Raw genomic sequence first — 18,683 nt, 5'->3', positions numbered from 1 at the left:
GGGATGGGGGATACTCGGCGGGTCTGTAGGCAATAACCGCTGGGGAACAGGATGCCGTTACATGTTTTGCACAGTCTGTCCGCCATCGCGCCTCAAGAGTGGGACGCGCTGGTGCCCGAGACTCAGCCGTTTCTGCGGCACGCTTTTCTCGGGGCGCTGGAAGACAGTGGCAGCCTGGGGCCGCAGTCCGGCTGGCAGCCGGAGCATCTGCTGCACATCGAAGACGGTCGGCTGCTCGCGGCAATGCCGAGTTACCGCAAATGGCATTCCTACGGCGAATACGTGTTCGACCATGCCTGGGCCGATGCCTGCGAGCGCGCCGGGATCGATTACTACCCCAAACTGTTGACGGCTGTGCCGTTCAGCCCGGTCAGCGGGCCACGGTTGTTGGCGGCGAATGTGCAGGATGGTTTCGAACTGCTCAACAGCGTGCCGGGTTATCTGGAAATTGAAGGGCTCTCCAGCTCCCATATCAACTTTACCGACGCCTTTACCGATGCGGCATTGGCCGAGCAACCGGGCTGGTTGCAACGCATCGGTTGCCAGTACCACTGGCAGAATCGCGGTTATCGGGATTTTCAGGACTTCCTTGATGCGCTGAGTTCTCGCAAGCGCAAACAGATGCGCAAGGAACGTGAACAAGTGGCGGGGCAGGGCATCGAGTTTGAATGGCTTGAGGGGCATCAACTTGACCAGGCACAGTGGGATTTCGTCTATGCCTGCTACGCCAACACCTATGCAGTGCGTCGGCAGTCGCCGTACCTGACGCGGGAGTTTTTCAGCCTGTTGGCCGAACGCATGCCCGAAGCCATCCGGGTGGTGCTGGCCAAACAAGGATCACGGCCGGTGGCCATGGCCTTCAGCCTGGTCGGTGGCGATAGCTTTTATGGACGTTATTGGGGCTGCCTGGCGGAGTTCGATCGCCTGCATTTCGAGACCTGTTTCTATCAAGGCATGGACTACGCCATCGCCAACGGTTTTCAGCGTTTCGATGCCGGTGCACAAGGCGAGCACAAATTGATTCGTGGTTTTGAACCGGTGATCACCCATTCCTGGCACTACTTGCGTCACCCGGGATTGAAGTCGGCGGTGAAGGATTTTCTTGAGCGCGAACGTTTGGGTGTCATGGGCTATGCAGAAGAAGCGAAGAGCGCGTTGCCCTACCGCCAGGGCTGATGTCAGAGCGCTGTGGCGGATTTTTTGAGCTGACGGAGGCACTTTTTTTTTGAGCTGATGGAGGCACTTGTGGCGAGGGAGCTTGCTCCCGCTGGACAGCGAAGCTGTCCCAATGCACGAGACGGCGTTGTGCCAGGTAAACCCGACAACCTGAATCTGCGGCCGCTTCGCGCCCGAGCGGGAGCAAGCTCCCTCGCCACAGACGCAATCCTCAATCGATGCCGACAAACCCACCGGTCTGGTGCTGCCACAGCCGCGCATACAACCCGCCATGGGCCAACAGTTCGGCATGGCTGCCGGTTTCGGCGATGTGGCCTTTTTCCAGCACCACCAGGCGATCCATCCGCGCGATGGTCGAGAGTCGGTGAGCGATGGCAATCACGGTCTTGCCCTGCATCAGGGTTTCCAGGCTTTCCTGAATCGCCGCTTCGACTTCCGAGTCCAGCGCCGAGGTCGCTTCGTCCATGATCAGGATCGGCGCGTCCTTGAGCAGCACTCGGGCGATAGCGATCCGTTGGCGTTGGCCGCCAGAGAGTTTCACCCCACGTTCACCGACATGAGCATCGAAACCGGTGCGGCCTTCGGCATCCGATAGCAACGGGATGAACTCGTCGGCGCGGGCCTTGCGGACTGCTTCCCAGAGTTCTTCGTCGGTGGCGTCGGGTTTGCCGTAAAGCAAATTGTCACGGATCGAACGGTGCAGCAGCGAGGTGTCCTGAGTGATCATGCCGATCCGCTCGCGCAGGCTTTCCTGGGCCACGCTGGCGATGTTCTGCCCATCGACCAGGATCTGCCCGCTCTGCAGGTCGTAGAGGCGCAGCAGGAGATTGACCAGGGTCGATTTGCCAGCACCTGAAGGGCCGATCAAACCGATTTTTTCACCGGGTTTGATGATCAGGTTGAGGTCGTCGATGATTCCGCTTTTTTTGCCATAGTGAAACGTCACGTGTTCGAAACGCACTTCGCCACGGGCCACTTCCAGGCGCGGTGCCGGTACGCGGTCGGTGACGCTGATCGGTTGGGCGATGGTTTGCAGGCCGTCCTGGACCATCCCGATGTTTTCGAAGATGCCGTTGACCACCCACATGATCCAGCCCGACATGTTGACGATGCGGATCACCAGGCCGGTGGCCAGGGCAATGGCACCCACCGAAATCAGCGACTGGGTCCACAGCCACAGCGCAAGGCTTGTGGTGCCGACGATCAGCAGGCCGTTCATGCTGGTGATGACCACGTCCATGCTGGTGACGACGCGGCCGGCCAGTTGGGATTTTTCAGTTTGTTCTGCGATGGCTTCGCGGGCGTATTGCTGTTCGAAGTTGGTGTGGGCGAAGAGCTTCAGCGTGGTGATGTTGGTGTAGCCGTCGACGATCCGGCCCATGAGTTTGGAGCGCGCATCGGAGGACACCACCGAACGTTCCTTGACCCGTGGCACGAAGTAGCACAGTGCGCCGATGTAGCAGGCGATCCAGGTCAGCAGCGGGATCATCAGGCGCCAGTCGGCTTCGGCGAACAGCACCAGCGAGCTGATCGCGTAGATCAGCACATGCCATAACGCGTCGACGGCTTGCACCGCCGAGTCGCGCAGGGAGTTGCCGGTCTGCATGATCCGTTGAGCGATGCGTCCGGCGAAATCGTTCTGGAAAAAATTTAGGCTCTGTTTGAGCACGTAACTGTGGTTTTGCCAGCGAATCATGCTGGTCATGCCGGGGCTCAGGGTTTGATGCACCAGCAGGTCATGCAAGCCGACGAATATCGGCCGCAGAAAAAGTGCGACCACCGCCATCCAGGCCAGCTCGACGCCGTGGATTTTGAAGAAGTCTACGTTTGGCGTGCCTTGGGCCAAATCGATGATTCGACTCAGGTAACTGAACAGCGCCACTTCGATCAGCGCGCCGATCAAACCGACGACCAACAGCGCGGCAAAACTCGGCCAGACCTGACGCAAATAATAGGTATAGAAGGGGAGAACCCGGCTCGGCGGAGCCGCCGTCGGGGCGTCACGGAAAATATCGATCAGTTTTTCGAAACGACGATAGAGCATCAGATAAACGCCCGCGTACGGGCTCTCCTTTTTTCGATGCGAGCGGCGCGGTGATACACCGCTGCCGCTCAGGACGCCTTATGCAGTTTAGTCGATGCGCTTGGCCGACTTGATCAGCACCGGGTCGATGGGCACATTCTGCATGCCTTGTTTGGTGGTGGTTGGCGAGTTGACGATGATGTCGACGACGTCCATGCCTTTCACGACTTTGGCGAACACTGCGTAACCAGCATCGCGGCCCGGGTCGAGGAAGTCGTTGTCCTTGACGTTGATGAAGAACTGGCTGGTGGCCGAATCCGGATCGGAAGTGCGCGCCATCGACAGGGTGCCACGCACGTTATGCAGGCCGTTGCTGGCTTCGTTCTTGATCGGTGCATCGGTAGGCTTCTGTTGCATCGACGTCGTGAAGCCGCCGCCCTGAGCCATGAAACCCGGAATCACGCGGTGGAAAATGGTGTTGTTGTAGAAACCCTTGTCGACGTAAGCGAGAAAGTTTTTGGTACTGATCGGCGCCTTGACCGGGTCCAGTTCGATTTCAATCTGGCCGTTGGTCGTTTCCAGCAGCACGTGCGGTGCCGGGGCGGCCATCAGGTTGGCGGCGAACAATACTACGCCTGTGGCTAGGGCGATTTTTTTCAGCATGGGTCAGTGATCCTGAGTAGTGGTGTCGACTGCGGTTAGAAATTCAAGCAGGGTTTGGTTGAAACGGTGTGGCTGGTCCAATGGCGTTGCGTGGCGTGAATCTTCGATCACCACCAACTGCGCATCGGGCAGCAGTTTTACATAGGCTTCTTTCAGTGCCACCGGCGTGTAGTCGCGGTCGGCGCTGACGATCAGGGTTGGACAGGTGACTTTCGCCAGTCGTTCCTGAACTCCCCAACCAACAATGGCATTGAAGCTGGCGAGATAAGCACGTTTGTCGTTTTTTGCCCAGCGCTCGGCCATTTTATGCCGCAGCTCGGCCTGTTCGGGTTTGGGAAACAGCTTGCCGCCCAGAGCCGTGCCGATGGTGCGCATACTGAGGAGGTGCATCAGGCTCCAGCGCTTGAACCACTGCCAGTAATCATTCGTCGTGCGGACTTTGACCTCGGGGGCGCTGTTGACGATGCACAGGCTTTTAAGCAGCGAGGGTTGGTCCACCGCCAGCTGAAAGCCGATCATCCCGCCCATGGACAACCCGACCAGATGCGCCGGGCCGAGCTTCAGGTGTTCGATCAACGCGACCAGGTCGGCGCTGAAACCGGCAATGCTGTAGCGCTCGTGGGGTTTGTCGGAGCGACCGTGGCCGCGTACATCCGTGACGATCACCCGGTAACGGGTCGAGAGTTCCGGGATCTGTTTTTCCCAGTCCAGCGTGCTCGAGCCCAGCCCGTGAACCAGCAGCAGCGGCGTGCCGTGGCCATATTCCTCGTAGTGCAAGGTGCAACCTTCATGTTCGAAATAGGCCATCGCGCAACTCCTTGTCAGGCTTGTTCCGGGGCCGCGAACGGCGCATCCAGCGGTGCGGTGTCGAAGGTGCGCAGCAACTCGATGAGAATCTGCGTCGCCGGGCCCAAGGGTTTGTCCTTGTTCGAATACAGATAGAAGCTCGGGTTTCGACTGCCGCCCTGATCCAACGGTAGCAGTTTGAGCGTACCTTCCTTCAGTTCCCGCTCAATCATGTGCCGGGGCAACCAGGCGAAGCCCAGGCCGCTGCTGACAAAGGTTGCGGCGGTGGCGAGGCTGCCGACGGTCCAGCGCTGTTCAGCGCCGAGCCAGCCGACATCGCGCGGTTGCTGCCGACCGGAGTCGCGGATCACCACTTGCATCTGGGTTTCCAGATCCTGGAAATTCAGTTCGCGGTTCAGACGATGCAGCGGGTGTTCGGGGTGGGCCACGGCCACAAACTCTACGTCGCTCAATTCCGCGCCCAGGTAACCGGGAATGCTGAGACCGGTGATGGCCAGGTCGGCTACGCCTTCGAGCAAGACTTCCTCGACTCCGGACAATACTTCTTCACGCAGACGCACCCGGCAGCCGCGGCTTTGCGGCATGAACGCGGTCAAGGCGCGGACGAGGCGGGCGCTCGGGTAAGCGGCGTCGACCACCAGCCGCACTTCCGCCTCCCAGCCTTGCTCCATATGGTGCGCCAGATCTTCTAGCTGACTGGCCTGTTTGACCAGTTGTCGCGAGCGGCGCAGCAGCACGCCGCCGGCTTCGGTCAGCACTGCCTTACGGCCGTCGATGCGCAACAGCGGCACACCGAGCTGGTCCTGCATGCGTGCGACGGTATAGCTGACGGAGGACTGCGAACGGTGCAGCACTTCGGCGGCCTGGGCGAAACCACCGTGGTCGACCACGGCCTGTAGTGTTCGCCATTGATCAAGGGTCACGCGGGGCGCTTTCATGATGAGCTCCTCTTGTCCTAAGCTGGCAGCTTCCATTGGAGGCTGCCGAATGAAAAAAATCTGTTGTGTGGTGCTGGCGATGTTGCCGCTGACCGCGTTTGCCTACCCCATTGATGTACAAAAACAACTCAACGGCCTGAAAATCGACTACACCACCCATGACACCGCTCGCGACATGGGCGCCATTACGCTGAACAACTCCAGCGGTAAAGCCGTCGAATGCACGGTGGCATTTCGCAATGGCCCGGAATTACCGCGTACTCGCCGCGTGAGCCTGGAGGCAGGCAAAAGCGCCGACCTCTCGGCCAGGTTCAACCGTGAAATCATCAAGCTGTACATCACCCTGACCTGCAAACCCAAATAGGGTCGTTGCACCAGCGGGGCAGATACGCTCCGCTTATAAACGAATTTATTGATGGTTTATAGCAGTTATTTGTGCTTTTTCATCGATACAACACTGTTTAATCTCCACTCCATCGACTTACAGCATTCACCGATGGAGGCTACATCCCATGTCCCGCGTTCTGATCATCGAAAGCAGTGCCCGCCAGCAAGACTCGGTATCGCGTCAGCTGACCCAAACCTTCATCAGTCAATGGAAAGCCGCACACCCGGCCGACCAGATCACCGTTCGTGACCTGGCGACCCATCCGGTTCCACACCTGGATGCCAACCTGCTGGGCGGCTGGATGAAACCTGCCGAGCAACGCAACGAAACCGAACAGTCGTCGCTGGAGCGCTCCAACCAGTTGACCGACGAATTGCTGGCTGCCGACGTCTTGGTCATGGCCGCACCGATGTACAACTTCGCAATCCCCAGCACCCTCAAAGCCTGGCTCGACCACGTGCTGCGTGCCGGTGTGACCTTCAAGTACACCGAAACCGGCCCGCAAGGTCTGCTCAGCGGCAAGCGTGCTTATGTGTTGACCGCTCGCGGTGGCATCTACGCCGGTAGCACCTCCGATCACCAGGAACCGTACCTGCGTCAGGTCATGGCGTTCATCGGCATCCACGACGTCACCTTTATTCACGCCGAAGGCATGAACCTGGGCGGTGACTTCCACGAAAAAGGTCTGAACCAGGCCAACGCCAAGCTTGCCCAGGTCGCCTGAGCCGTTAATCGCCAGATAATCACCTGATGGTTAAGTAGCTCCCGCACCTCCTTCAAGCCGGTTCGCGCATCGAACCTCCCTTTGCACTTGTTGCTCATGAGTGCTCTAGCCCGATTGAACGCTTTAGCGAGATCGGGCTTTTTTTTGCCTGCGATTTTGTGTAGTGGCTGACTGTTCGCGATAACCGGCAAAACCCGCTATCGTCGCCGCCATTCGAAACGAGGCGAGCATGGGCTATCTACTTTTTGTCACGCTGATCCAGGCGTTTTCCTTCAGTCTGATCGGCGAATACCTGGCCGGTCATGTCGACAGCTATTTCGCGGTGCTGGTGCGGGTGTTGCTGGCCGGGCTGGTGTTCATCCCGCTGACCCGCTGGCGCTCGGTGGAACCGGCGTTCATGCGCGGCATGCTGTTGATCGGCGCGCTGCAGTTCGGCGTGACCTACGTCTGTCTGTACCTGAGCTTCCGCGTACTGACCGTGCCGGAAGTCCTGCTGTTCACCATTCTCACGCCATTGCATGTGACGCTGATTGAAGACGCGCTGAACCGACGCTTCAACCCGTGGGCGCTGATTGCCGCACTGGTGGCGGTCGCAGGCGCGGCGGTGATTCGCTACGACCGGATCAACCCGGACTTCTTCATGGGGTTCCTGCTGCTGCAACTGGCCAACTTCACCTACGCCGCAGGCCAGGTGCTGTACAAACATCTGGTGGCGCGCCATCCGAGCGACCTGCCGCATTATCGGCGCTTCGGTTACTTTTACCTCGGCGCGCTGGCCGTGGCCCTGCCGGCGTTTCTGCTGTTCGGCAAACAGAACTTCCTGCCGGAAGCACCCTTGCAGTGGGGCGTGCTGGTGTTCCTCGGACTGGTGTCCACCGCGTTGGGCCTGTACTGGTGGAACAAAGGGGCGTGTCTGGTCAATGGCGGGACACTGGCAGTGATGAACAACCTGCACGTGCCGGTGGGGCTGCTGATCAACTTGCTGATCTGGAATCAGCATGAAGCGCTGGGGCGGTTGTTCCTGGGCGGCTCGGTGATACTGGCGGCGGTGTGGATTAGTCGGTTGGGTATAAGATCCATTGAGGTCCGCTCTTCGTAGGCGCAAGGCTTGCCCGCGATGCAGGCACCGCGGTCTGTCAAATACACCGCGTTATCGTTCATCGCGAGCAAGCTTTGCTCCTACAACGGCATAGGCAATTACATCGAGCGTTTTTCTGGCTCGGGGATGTGGCTGGCGCCGAGTACTGCCGGGAGTAATCCGGCCCTGAGATCCCCGCCGCTCGGTTGCTGATACAGGCTCAAGCCAAACTCCGGCAGCACCGCCAGCAGATAATCGAAGATATCGCCCTGGATCCGCTCGTAGTCGGCCCACGCCGTGGTGCGGGTGAAGCAATAGATTTCCAGTGGCACGCCCTGAGCAGTGGTTTGCATCTGGCGGACCATGCAGGTCATGTTCGGTTGAATTTCCGGATGGCTCTTCAAATACGCCAACGCATAAGCGCGAAAGGTTCCAATGTTGGTCATCCGTCGACGGTTGGCCGACATCGCCGCGACGTTGCCTTGGGCCTCGTTCCAGCTCTTGAGCTCGGCCTGCTTGCGGCTGATGTAATCGGTGAGCAAGCGCACCTGGGTCAACTTCTGTTCTTCATCGTCATGGATGAAGCGCACGCCACTGGCGTCGATGAACAGGCTGCGCTTGATCCGTCGGCCGCCTGACTGCTGCATGCCGCGCCAGTTCTTGAACGACTCGGACATCAAGCGCCAGGTCGGGATCGAGACGATGGTCTTGTCGAAAGAGGGTAGTAGTGACTTAGATGGACAAATGGACACCTGAAACCCCGTAAACACTGGCCTCCAGCGGTGAATCTCAATGTCCATTTTTTTTACCCCGAATGGACTTCATGCAGTCTCCAGACCCGCGCCGCCGTTCGTACAATCCAGGCTACGCGATCCCGGACGACACGCTGCCCTGACATACTGGCTGCTTGCCAGTCTTTCCGGATATGCTCCGACCACAGCATCACGCCCAATCTCACGTTTACGAGGATGGCACCGGCCTCAGCAAGGCTGCAATTGATGCGTCATTGTCGCCTAGGTTCCTGCCGAGGCGAGTGGTTCCTCTTGCCGTGCAGGAGGGTGCTACTTACATGGAGATCGCATGAGTTTTTTTTCGGACGAAGAGATAGATTCACTCAAGATCACTCGGATGATCCTGCACGTGGTGGGTACCAAGAACTTCGAGGCACTGCCGGAGCGGGCCTTGGAGGAGGAAGCATTCTTTATCGGTAAAATTGTGGACATGGCTACTGCGCCGGTCTTCATGTTCAAGGCTGTCTCTACGACCCGGAATGAAATTGAATCCATTGCCGCCGGGGACACTTCGTTCGTCGATGGTGCACAAAGTCTCGCAGGCAGCTTCAACCGGCAACACGTGGGCGGCAGTGCTGATGGGGTTCTGCTGATGTTCGAATTGGCTGTCAACGACCCCGATGTGAAGATCTATAGCCTGATCAAATACGACTACAAGCTGGCCCTGGAGCAGAACGACGGCGCCCCTGGGAAGAAGCTGCGCCGTATCGTGAATGCCTTGGTTGACGAAAAGAAGGCCATTCAGAAAACGGCCCTCATCCGAGTGATCAGTGGTGTTGCCGACCAGAATATTTCGGCCACTGACCGTACCAAGCAGGGTGTAGATCTTGCAGACTATTTCGCCGACTTCCTGTCGGTGAGCAGGACGGTCTCGGACACGGAACTGAGCGAAATCACCCGCAAAGTGCTCAAGGCCGCGCTCCAGACCTGCATAGAACATCTGCCTGGTCAGGATGTGGCCAAGGCCCTGAAGAAAGCCCAGGCCAACCTCGGCACCCGCAGACGGATCGATGAAGAGGCGATCGTCGAAGCTGTGATGCTCGCTGCTGGTCATCCTGAAGATGAAAAAGTAGCCAATCGCCTAGAGCGTGAGACGCGCAGCCGGGTCAGAAAGAGCAAATTGCACGAGCTCAGCTTCAAGCCTGATCGCCGGATCCTCCGCCAGCCCTACATGCGCAAGATCGTTACGACCGAAGGCGTCACCATCCTGTTCCCCGACAGGACGGAGAACCCCAATGTGAAGGTGGTAGATCTGAAAGGGGACAAGAAGCAAATCATCGTGGATACAGACAGGGTCACGGAGGACAGCGTTGTCACACCAAAGCCTAGCCAGCCTTCTTAACGACCTTGCACGTAAGCGTCAGGCGCTGATCACTGAGGGGAATACCACTCTCATTGTGTCTGACCTACAAGCTGATGCTGCTCGGTCAATCGCTCAGGCTGCCTCCGCTGCTGCCTGGTCGATCACGATGTTTGACAGCGCAGGTGGCGAAACCGAGGTCGAAGAGGGTGACGAGGCTTTCGGGCCGTTTCGCGCTGAGCTCGTGAAGCCACTTCCGGAGGGGCATGATCAGACTGATGCCTTGTATGTGGCTACAGAGGCGGGCTTTAAGGCCTTCCTCGACAACGGCCATGCCGCGCCACGCTGGTATGTGCTAGGTCTGATCAAACCCTTCAATACTCGGGCTAGGGCGTATACCGATTGGGGTCAAGAAGAGCCCTACATCGAGTCGCAGGCGACGAAATCACCCCGCCTTTTAGTGAAAGAGGCAGCTAACGTCCGGACTGTGCCCGAAGACGTTCGCCATTGGTTGCTCGCAGAGGGCCATGGCCTCGATGAGGCTGACCCTTTGCACATGGCCTGGGCAACGCATGCCTTTGACGCCTTGAGTCGTTGTTTTGCGAACGAAATTGACACTACTGGAAGCAAGCTCAGTTTCAAAGGGCCGCCCAAGCTCAATCTGACGCTTACGGAAGCAGTCGACGGTGGCGGCCAGCTAGCGATGAAGGACTTCGAGGTCGTTCAGGACGCCGCAGCTTGGGTGTTCGACAACGCACGGGAAGCCGAGGTGAAGCATATTCTGCTGTCCGCTGAGATTGCTCGATCAGGTAGAGCTGATGGAGAGGCACTGCAGTACTTCAAGGAGAACCTTGCCGCAGCATTGGATTGCGCGAAAATCGCCTATCAAATGGCGGTCTCGGAGATCACCAAGGACACCCTCAAATCCTTAGGAGACCTTCGCAAGGCCGTCACTGAGGAAACCTCGAAGGCGACAGATGCGACCCGCCAGGCGATCGCGGCGATCTCGACTGCACTGACTGTGGGCTTGGGCTTGATCGTTGCGCGGCTCACTCTGCAGATCAACCCGTACCTCATTTCACTCGTGATGGCAGTTGCATTTGGCTACACGACGCTGAACGTCATGTCCGGTCGTAAATTCATAAACATTCAGCGAAAGCTGCGTCAGGACTGGCAGTCGAAGCTTTATCGCTTCCTCTCCGAAGCTGAATTCAAAAAAATGGTAGGTGATCCTATTGAGCAAGCCGAGGGCTTCTTCTATAGGGTCAGTTGCCAAGGTCTGATAATGCTCGGCGCCGCAGCGCTGGGGATTGCAATTTTCGCCTTCGTTTACACCACTTCGACTGCGGCTACACCACCAGTTCCTTCTGCACCTCCAGCTCGATCCCCTGCAAGCCCGCAATCACCCACCAGCGAACCGGCACCACAGCCGAAGCCGCTACCAAAAACTGAGAACATCTAGAAGAGCCGGGGGGCTTGAGTACAAGTCGAGTACCCGTCAGGCATGATAAAGCGGTGGATCTTTGAGCGTTTGCAGGCTGGCATAGTCGGAAGGGCCGCGCAAGCGAAGGGGCGTGCGCGGGAGTGAGCTTCGCTTGATAGGGCAGTACTAGTCACTGATTTTCGTGCAGTTGTAGAACGGGTGATCCAGGTCGTCAAAGTTCGCGTAGTAGGGTACCCCGTCGAAGCTTAGGCTGTTCCGAACGGTGAAGTAAGTGGCATTGACCTCAAATTCAGTGGCTAAACCCAGGGCAACCCTCTCGCAGTAGTGTTCCTCGAAACCTAACGGTAACGAATCAAAGGTGGCGATATCAAGCAGGTAGCGGCCTTCGGTGCTGACGATCAGGCGGCCTGCAGCAAGCAGAGCTCTCACCAGCTCCGAACCGTTATCCGGAATCCAGACCCAGGATTTTCCGTAGCCGTCATCGCGGTCTTTTGGTTCATGACCTCCCGACGCGGTGATCAATCTGATGATGCTATCTACCTCATTATTGATCTCTTCTACTCTCTCCTCAGAGATAGAGAAATAGTCTGCCAAGTCGATAGAGTGCGCATTGATCAGGTCGGATACTCGGGTCGGATCCTGAATGCTTCCATGCTGTTCCACGTCACACAGCGGTATCACAAAGCTGATCATCGACCGATGAATGATCCTGGCGTCCACCAAGGTCAGGATGTCATGAACGATTTTCGGCACATCCTCACGATCCTGAACCAGTACCCCCATTCCACTGATAGCCGAGTTCCCAAGGTTTAATCCCGGCATCTCCGCTAGGGTCTCGACCAAGTCGCCGTCCCCATCTGGTTCGAAATGAGATTCGTCACCTTGGTAGCGCCACCGCCACTCGCGCTCATGCGTCCAGTCAATCGTTCTGACATCGCCGATGCTGTAGGCGACGTAACGATACTGCTCACCGATGGGCAGCACGTCTGTCTCAAGAACCCTGAAGGGATGGGCGTCTCTGCGTTCCCAGGCCTCTTGGCTTAAGCCATAGATCACCGGGCGGGCACCCATGCTGAACATCGCGGTCTTTGGAATCATAAAGGCGTAACGGCCAACATTTTCGCCCCTTTCCAAGCGTTCGCTGCTGGACTGTACGAAGGCCGCCAGTGGCATATCCGTGAAGCAGACTGCTGGCGACCTACCGTAGATGGTTGGCCTGTCGTTTCGGAATGACCAGGTTGCAAAAATTTTGTTGTGCCGCAGCGCACAGCGCATCAAGAACAACGAATCCAGCACGCTGGACTCTGCAACGTTGTTGAAGCGGACATGCTCCGGGAAGAGGATGCCTTCAGTGCTGCTCTGATCGACGTCCCGGAAAAAATGGATGAGGTAGTCGGAGAGATCAAATCGGATGTTGTTCAGCATGGTACTTCCCTGTCTGATGCTATGGTCGAAGCCAGCGTAGCAGAGTGCCATTATTGATGGTATGACAGTTACTTCGATGCTCATCCATCAAGATCAAAATCCGTGCGCCCTAAGGGGAATCCCAAGGGCATGGCAGTGGTTTACATATCAAAAAGCTATTGTGCGCTGGCAAACCAGCTACGCTTTAGCGTGATATTGAATCTCATAGACAGGGATTGTCCTCACGGTGAAGCGACTACTTCTTTTGAGTGGCCCGATGGCCAGCGGCAAGACCTCCGTTTCTGAACTCTTGAAAGAACGCCATGGGTTCGAGGCAATAAGCAGCGGTAGCTTTCTTCGCGAGCAACTGGTTGTCCGAAACGAGCCGATTGACCGCCTTCACCTTCAAGAGCTCGGGGACGCGCTGGATAGGGCTACCGATTTTTCCTGGCTGATCGAATCGGTAGCCAAGCCAACGATCGATGCTCGGCCACACACTCATAGTTGGTTATTGGATGCGGTGCGTAAGCCCCGTCAGGTAGAGCTGTTCAGGCTCCATTTCGCAGATTCTGTCAGGCACGTGCACATAGTCGCCCCTGAGTCCGTACTTCAGTGCAGATACGCTGAACGCGGGGCCGATCACCTTGCGCAGTACCAAGCCAGCGTTTCGCACCCCAACGAGCAGAGCGCGCGTTCGCTCGCAAGTCTTGCTGACAAGGTTGTGAACACTGAGGAACTCACTCTTTTCGATATCGCAAATCAGATAGTGAAGCTCTGGGAGAATTAGCGCATGGAAAGTCGGCAGATCGTAGTGATCAGTGGCAAGGCGTGTAGCGGCAAAAGTGGGTTAGCCCGCTTGCTCGAAAAGGAGTTTGGCTTCGCGGTGGTTCGCGATCGTCGCGTTTCGCAGGAGACCGAGTGGAATCTCAGCATGCCTCAGTCAACGTTAATTGATCGGAGGCGAGAGTTGAAAGACGCCGAGCATGCACAGTGGATGTTGCTCGCAACAAAGGCGATTTGTGAGGATGGGGATGATGATCGACCGTTGGTCGTTGATCATCTGGACTCGCTAGATCAGGTACTGCAGTTTCGCCAGACCTTCGGTGGAAACCTAGTACATGTCCATCTCTATGCAAGTGAGCCCACTCTTCGAGAGCGTTACGCAGCGCGCGTTGAGGGTGAAGCCTTTACTTTGTCGTACGATGAGGTCAATAAGCTCAAGGATCAGTCGGAAATCAGCGCGCTCAAGGCCGATGCGGATGTACGTATCTACACCGAGCGCTCCGACTCCAAGGACACGCTCGTACGAGTTGCCGCTCGTTTGCACCTGTACACGCCACCCGAAATCAGATGTGTAGATGTGCTCATTGGTGGGCAGTATGGGAGTGAGGGGAAAGGCAATATCGTTTCCTACCTGGCTCGCGAGTACGACGTGATGGTTCGTGTTGGTGGGCCCAATGCTGGTCATACCGTGGCCAGTATTGACGGCCCGTATACCTACCACCATTTGCCCTCTGGGTCGCGTGACGTGACCGCGCGGTTGCTTCTTGGGCCAGGCATGACCATCCACCTGCCTGGACTTCTGAAGGAAATCGAACAGTGCAATATCGGTGAAGACCGGCTCTTCATCGATCATCAAGCCATCATCATCGAGGACGAGGACATCGATACGGAGAAGAAAGGACACTTGGTGTCGACCATAGCCTCCACTGGAAGTGGAAGCGGGGCTGCGGCAGCGCGGCGTATTTTGAATAGAGGTAAAGGGATCAGGCTCGCACGGGATGTGGATGAGCTCCGTCCTTATGTAGGTGTCCCAGGAAACTATCACGGATGCACATCTGACCGCTTGGAGGAGGCTTATCGATGCGGTCACTCCATTCTGCTGGAAGGTACCCAAGGCAGCGGCTTGAGCATTTTTCACGGTGATTACCCGCATGTTACCTCTAGAGATACGAACGTCGCGGGGTGTCTAGCGGAGGCGGGTATATCACCCAGCAGGATCCGGAAAATCCTTATGGTTATTCGACCGATGCCTATCCGTGTTGGCGATCCGGATGGAGACGCAGGCCACACCTCCGGGACGCTCAAGCATGCGACGACTTTTGATGAAATCGCAAACCTAGCGGGCCTCGATGCCCAGGCCTTGAACACAGCGGAGAAGACATCAACTACTCGTCGTCACCGGCGGGTCGGATGGTTCGAATGGGATCAATTTCGAAAAGCATGCGCGCTCAATACGCCCACCGACATCGTCCTTACCTTTGCGGATTACCTTAAGGCGACTAATCGCAATGCGAGGCGATTCGAGCAGCTTGATCCTGATACGATTAAATTTGTGGAGGAGCTTGAGAGGGTTTCGCAGGCGCCTGTATCGCTGATAAACACTAGGTTTACCCGAGAGCCAGATCCCAGCGATTTACGATCTTTGATCGACCGGCGCAACTGGACTGCCCGTTCAGGGAGGAGATGACGCATGGATCTAGAAATGCTGATCGAGCTTTATCCTCGGGTCTATCATATGGCAGAGCGCGGAGCCTGGGACAGTATTCGTACGCGCGGATTGATGAGCGCGACGGCAGTCCTTGACCATCTCGCAGTCGAAGGTGGTGAGCGCGCCCAATTCGAAAGCGAACACCGCAGTCAAAAGATGAGTGTAAGGGCGGGTGACCCTTCCGATATTGTGCTTCGTGATCAGAAACCCATGCCTGAGGGGCGGTTGCTGCAGGCTCTCACGGATGGGACGACACCACGCCAATGGTATGAACTGATCAACAACAAGGTTTTCTTCTGGGCTGAAGAAAAAAGGCTGCATCGTCTGCTCGGCGCACGCGATTACCGCAAGCTCGAACACGATGTCCTGACGTTGGATTCGGCGGCATTCATCCCGGCTTACGCGGAGAGTATTTGGCTGTGCCACATGAATTCGGGCAATACTTGGCCCATGCCACATCGTCGCGGTAGGGATGACTTTCGTAGAGTTCCAGATTACCCCGTGAAGCGTTCAGGAAAACCGGTGAAAAATGTCGTGGAGTTGGTAGTCGATTATGCCGTCCCCAACATCGTTGACTTTGTAGTAGAAGTCCGGCGGATGAGGGGCAGTGAAGTCTTAAGCGTAATCACATAGGGGCTGGGGAAGGATGCAGCGACGCCGTTTAGCTTCCCGTATATTGCTGATCAGTGACTCACAACGGCTACTGCTCTTCAACATTCGTTACGGCAGTGGTGTCTTGGCGGGAAGGTGCTATTGGGCCACCCCTGGCGGAAAGCTGCGAGACAATGAGTCCTTCGAGGCAGCGGCCATTCGTGAACTTTACGAGGAAGCTGGCGTCGAGATTCAGTCCGTCGGACACTGCGTTGCACGTAGGGAGTTCCCTTGGCAGATGCCCGATGGTGAGCAAGTACTCGCAGTTGAAAACTACTACGTCGTTCGAGTGAAGGAAGAGCTGTGTTCTCGGGCGCGATGGAGCAACCAGGAGCGCGAAGCTGTTTGTGACGTGAAGTGGTGGTCAGAAAGTGAATTAACAGCTTGCCTAGACGAGATCTTTCCGCAGGATTTGCGGAGCCTATTTGTCCAAGTCCAATGAAGGCTTATCCCTCATATATGGCATTTGGGGGTAAGAGGATTCTTCCCTTGCCCCCTGGCCGCATATTCAATTGTAGTGTCACATCAGGCTTTTCTCCGGCTCAGGCAAATGACTCGCCCCCAACACCGCCGGCAACATCCCCGCCCGTAAATCATTCCCACTAGGCTGCTGATACAAACTCAATCCAAACTCAGGCATCACCGCCAACAGATAATTAAAAATATCCCCCTGAAGGGGATCCAACGCTATCAGCATGGCTGAGTCAGCTGGCTGCGTTATTCGAAGGCTTTGGGATCGCTCAAGAACTCTTCTGCGATGTGAAGTGCGCTGATGTGCTGGGCGTGAACGATTGGGTTGCCGCAAGAGCAATCTGAGGCTTGCGCTTCCCGTGCCCAGATACCGCTTGGGTGCCTTCGATATGTCCAGCCTCTTATGAAGCCAGCGCCTGTCAGCTGGAGCCCGGGGTGCTTGACGGTGAGCTCGCAGACTTCAAACAGGTCAGGCCCGCGAGGCATTACGCCAACGCCTTTCTGATAAAGCGTCAGATGTCCGAGGCTCGCATGCTTTATCAACGCGTCGGCCTCGAATGCTACCGTGCCATTCTTCTCAATGAGTTTTTCGATCTCAGGGAAGCGGAGGGGCTTATTAGCGTCGGCTGTGCCGTAGAGCACCATGTCTGGGATCTCAACGAATATCCCGCCACGAGAGTCACCATCAATGGAGAGCTGGGTATCTAGGATCCTGGCGCCTCGGTAAAACGCCGTTTGCGCAGGCGCGATTTTCACAAAGCTTGGGTGGTACTCCGGAAGCTCTAGTGCCCGTTTGAATACAGGCAAGTCTTTGAGTGTTGATGCCGTCTTGATCTCCTCCCATGGTAACTCCAGCAGCGCTTTCAAGATTGGATCGTCAGCAGTTGAAGGGAAGAGTGTACTCGTGTCGGTCAATCCACGGCTTGCTGCATATGTCTGGAGAACCTCGCTCGGGACGGTAATTTGTGCGAGGTAGCAGTTCTGAGGTATAGGGTTATGTATCGGGCCGAGAAGCCAGGCTGACTGAGCCACGGTTCGTGGTCTGAAACCTTGAACGGTCACTGTTGCCAGATCGACCAAGCCCACCTGATTCGCGTCTTGCTTGCTGAGCACATACACATGGCCGACCCCAGCCTCGGGGGTGTACTGGGCCATGCGCTTTTTGAGCATTACTGAACGTTCATCACAGTCTTCGCTCAGTTCTGGCTGTATCTTTTCTGAATACTTGTGGCTCGCAAACCACGCTGCCACAGCAGGGTTGGAAGTGCAGTCAACATAAAACGAACGCCACCCATAATGCTGGAGGAGGGCTTGCTGGTAGGCAAAGTCCGCTCTGTGTTTTGCGATGAACGTATCCAGTACGCCTTGGGAGTAGCGGCACCACTTGAGCATTTCGCTTGGTATACATCCCTTTCTGTCGAAGGACGTGCCAATGGACGGCGCTCCCGGCTCGCCATAATGGGAGGTCTGGCCTCGGAACAACACGTCGTCACCGAAGCTCGCTATGAGCTCTACCAGGTTCTCGACGGTTCTGGCTTCACATATCTTCATGCAGCGTCCCTCGCGTGATTGGCCTGAAGCATTCGTTTTTATTCGGGCCCAATAACTACGCTGCAACGCTGAGCAGTCCCTGGGGTGTCCGGCATTTTTGCACAGACTTGAGTAGATTTTCGGTGAGCCCTCCCGGTGATCAAACTGAGCAACATAAAGTTACGCCTGCGAGTGCCTTCCTAACCGTCAATTTGATAGCGTGCTAGCGGTTCGGCAGCAGGCAAACCGATGCAGAAGGAATGAGTCATGTTGATGATCAGAAAGTACAACCCAAGGTTTGCTACCCAAGGTGAAATTGAAGCACAGCGCTATGCAAAAAAACTCGTTTGGCCAGGCCGGGTTGTTTCCTTGTTGCTCGCGTTCCCGATGACGCAATGGGTAGCAATGATCGTCGGGATTGTTCTCGGTCTGGTCGTATATGCGGTTGGGGGAAATTTTCGACAGCATGAAAGAGCACTTGCTGCTGACGCCTCTATCTGGCGGCGGCTGTGGCTGATGAAACGCGGTGCAACGTTTTTAGCTGTCTCCGTAATCGCGGTTGGTGTTGGGCTAGGCCAGACCGTTTGGTTGGGCAAGACCCATGCGTTTCATGAAGTCGTTCAATCAGCCACAACACTCATGGCGATGACCCAAGAGTTGCTGAGGTAAACGGATGGCTTGAGGTATGTGCATCCGGCCTCTCATTTTTCGTTAGTCACGACGAGTTTGATCCTTCTACCATGCACATCAACGAGCTCGTAAAAGCGGTTCATGGACTGCTGGTTGGCAAGATATTTTTGGTGG

17 protein-coding genes and 2 pseudogenes are annotated in these 18,683 nt (G+C 56.6%); 11 read left to right on the top strand and 8 right to left on the bottom strand.

Annotation, left to right across the window (positions count from 1 at the left end; translation table 11 throughout):
- The first annotated feature begins 51 nt into the window (after positions 1 to 51).
- Positions 52 to 1,176 carry a GNAT family N-acetyltransferase gene (locus tag AC1RJ3_RS03205; RefSeq protein WP_493077450.1) on the top strand — a complete coding sequence of 375 codons (1,125 nt, stop codon included), beginning with the start codon at positions 52 to 54 and terminating at the stop codon, positions 1,174 to 1,176.
- Between the two features lie 211 nt (positions 1,177 to 1,387).
- On the opposite strand, the gene AC1RJ3_RS03200 is transcribed toward AC1RJ3_RS03205, so the two are convergent.
- From AC1RJ3_RS03200 to AC1RJ3_RS03185, 4 genes are all read right to left on the bottom strand, one after another.
- On the bottom strand, positions 1,388 to 3,220 hold the full coding sequence (locus tag AC1RJ3_RS03200) for an ABC transporter ATP-binding protein (RefSeq protein WP_347929273.1): 1,833 nt from the start codon (positions 3,218 to 3,220) through the stop codon (positions 1,388 to 1,390).
- A gap of 87 nt (positions 3,221 to 3,307) precedes the next feature.
- On the bottom strand, positions 3,308 to 3,862 hold the full coding sequence (locus AC1RJ3_RS03195) for a peptidylprolyl isomerase (protein ID WP_054596214.1): 555 nt from the start codon (positions 3,860 to 3,862) through the stop codon (positions 3,308 to 3,310).
- A gap of 3 nt (positions 3,863 to 3,865) precedes the next feature.
- On the bottom strand, positions 3,866 to 4,669 hold the full coding sequence (locus AC1RJ3_RS03190; RefSeq protein WP_347929275.1) for an alpha/beta fold hydrolase: 804 nt from the start codon (positions 4,667 to 4,669) through the stop codon (positions 3,866 to 3,868).
- Between the two features lie 14 nt (positions 4,670 to 4,683).
- A complete protein-coding gene (locus AC1RJ3_RS03185; RefSeq protein WP_019648027.1) occupies positions 4,684 to 5,607 on the bottom strand; it encodes a PA3225 family LysR-type transcriptional regulator in 924 nt (307 codons plus the stop codon).
- Between the two features lie 49 nt (positions 5,608 to 5,656).
- Between AC1RJ3_RS03185 and AC1RJ3_RS03180 the strand changes: the two genes are divergently transcribed.
- The 3 genes from AC1RJ3_RS03180 to AC1RJ3_RS03170 all read left to right on the top strand — a co-directional run bounded on the left by AC1RJ3_RS03180 (position 5,657) and on the right by AC1RJ3_RS03170 (position 7,818).
- Positions 5,657 to 5,971: a hypothetical protein gene (locus AC1RJ3_RS03180; RefSeq protein WP_054596216.1), complete on the top strand. Its 315-nt coding sequence runs from the start codon at positions 5,657 to 5,659 to the stop codon at positions 5,969 to 5,971.
- A 148-nt stretch (positions 5,972 to 6,119) separates the two neighbouring features.
- Positions 6,120 to 6,719 (top strand): FMN-dependent NADH-azoreductase, encoded by a 600-nt coding sequence (locus tag AC1RJ3_RS03175; protein ID WP_054596217.1) that lies wholly within the window; start codon positions 6,120 to 6,122, stop codon positions 6,717 to 6,719.
- 229 nt (positions 6,720 to 6,948) lie between these two features.
- Positions 6,949 to 7,818 (top strand): carboxylate/amino acid/amine transporter, encoded by an 870-nt coding sequence (locus tag AC1RJ3_RS03170; RefSeq protein ID WP_054596218.1) that lies wholly within the window; start codon positions 6,949 to 6,951, stop codon positions 7,816 to 7,818.
- A 98-nt stretch (positions 7,819 to 7,916) separates the two neighbouring features.
- On the opposite strand, the pseudogene AC1RJ3_RS03165 reads toward AC1RJ3_RS03170, so the two are convergent.
- A pseudogene (locus tag AC1RJ3_RS03165) lies at positions 7,917 to 8,516 on the bottom strand (mechanosensitive ion channel family protein); the annotation flags it as partial.
- Between the two features lie 361 nt (positions 8,517 to 8,877).
- Here AC1RJ3_RS03165 and AC1RJ3_RS03160 point away from each other — a divergent pair.
- Together AC1RJ3_RS03160 and AC1RJ3_RS03155 are read left to right on the top strand one after the other, a co-directional pair.
- On the top strand, positions 8,878 to 9,930 hold the full coding sequence (locus AC1RJ3_RS03160) for a hypothetical protein (protein WP_493077446.1): 1,053 nt from the start codon (positions 8,878 to 8,880) through the stop codon (positions 9,928 to 9,930).
- The gene (locus AC1RJ3_RS03155; protein WP_493077444.1) at positions 9,899 to 11,350 is read left to right on the top strand and encodes a hypothetical protein; all 1,452 of its coding nucleotides are present in this window, start codon (positions 9,899 to 9,901) and stop codon (positions 11,348 to 11,350) included. The genes AC1RJ3_RS03160 and AC1RJ3_RS03155 overlap by 32 nt, the downstream gene beginning before the upstream one ends.
- A gap of 147 nt (positions 11,351 to 11,497) precedes the next feature.
- Here AC1RJ3_RS03155 and AC1RJ3_RS03150 read toward each other — a convergent pair whose 3' ends face one another.
- Positions 11,498 to 12,757, bottom strand: coding sequence for a DUF4427 domain-containing protein (locus AC1RJ3_RS03150; RefSeq protein WP_493077442.1), 1,260 nt, complete (start codon positions 12,755 to 12,757; stop codon positions 11,498 to 11,500).
- A 226-nt stretch (positions 12,758 to 12,983) separates the two neighbouring features.
- Between AC1RJ3_RS03150 and AC1RJ3_RS03145 the strand changes: the two genes are divergently transcribed.
- The 4 genes from AC1RJ3_RS03145 to AC1RJ3_RS03130 are packed head-to-tail and all read left to right on the top strand — an operon-like array spanning position 12,984 to position 16,320.
- On the top strand, positions 12,984 to 13,523 hold the full coding sequence (locus tag AC1RJ3_RS03145) for an AAA family ATPase (protein WP_493077440.1): 540 nt from the start codon (positions 12,984 to 12,986) through the stop codon (positions 13,521 to 13,523).
- Positions 13,524 to 13,526: 3 nt separating this feature from the next.
- A complete protein-coding gene (locus AC1RJ3_RS03140; protein ID WP_493077438.1) occupies positions 13,527 to 15,206 on the top strand; it encodes an adenylosuccinate synthetase in 1,680 nt (559 codons plus the stop codon).
- A gap of 3 nt (positions 15,207 to 15,209) precedes the next feature.
- Positions 15,210 to 15,860 (top strand): DUF7002 family protein, encoded by a 651-nt coding sequence (locus tag AC1RJ3_RS03135; RefSeq protein ID WP_493077436.1) that lies wholly within the window; start codon positions 15,210 to 15,212, stop codon positions 15,858 to 15,860.
- Between the two features lie 13 nt (positions 15,861 to 15,873).
- The gene (locus tag AC1RJ3_RS03130; protein WP_493077434.1) at positions 15,874 to 16,320 is read left to right on the top strand and encodes an NUDIX hydrolase; all 447 of its coding nucleotides are present in this window, start codon (positions 15,874 to 15,876) and stop codon (positions 16,318 to 16,320) included.
- Positions 16,321 to 16,398: 78 nt separating this feature from the next.
- Here AC1RJ3_RS03130 and AC1RJ3_RS03125 read toward each other — a convergent pair.
- Positions 16,399 to 16,554, bottom strand: a pseudogene (locus tag AC1RJ3_RS03125) (mechanosensitive ion channel family protein); the annotation flags it as partial.
- Between the two features lie 41 nt (positions 16,555 to 16,595).
- Entirely contained in the window at positions 16,596 to 17,900 is a 1,305-nt protein-coding gene (locus tag AC1RJ3_RS03120; protein ID WP_493077432.1) for an FRG domain-containing protein, read from the bottom strand.
- A gap of 246 nt (positions 17,901 to 18,146) precedes the next feature.
- Between AC1RJ3_RS03120 and AC1RJ3_RS03115 the strand changes: the two genes are divergently transcribed.
- On the top strand, positions 18,147 to 18,548 hold the full coding sequence (locus AC1RJ3_RS03115; protein WP_493077430.1) for a hypothetical protein: 402 nt from the start codon (positions 18,147 to 18,149) through the stop codon (positions 18,546 to 18,548).
- Positions 18,549 to 18,683: the final 135 nt, after the last annotated feature.

It is taken from the genome of Pseudomonas sp. GW822-FHT04C11 (assembly GCF_058800905.1).
Note: the sequence above shows the minus strand (reverse complement) of the source record. Positions and strands in the feature narration are given on the sequence as shown.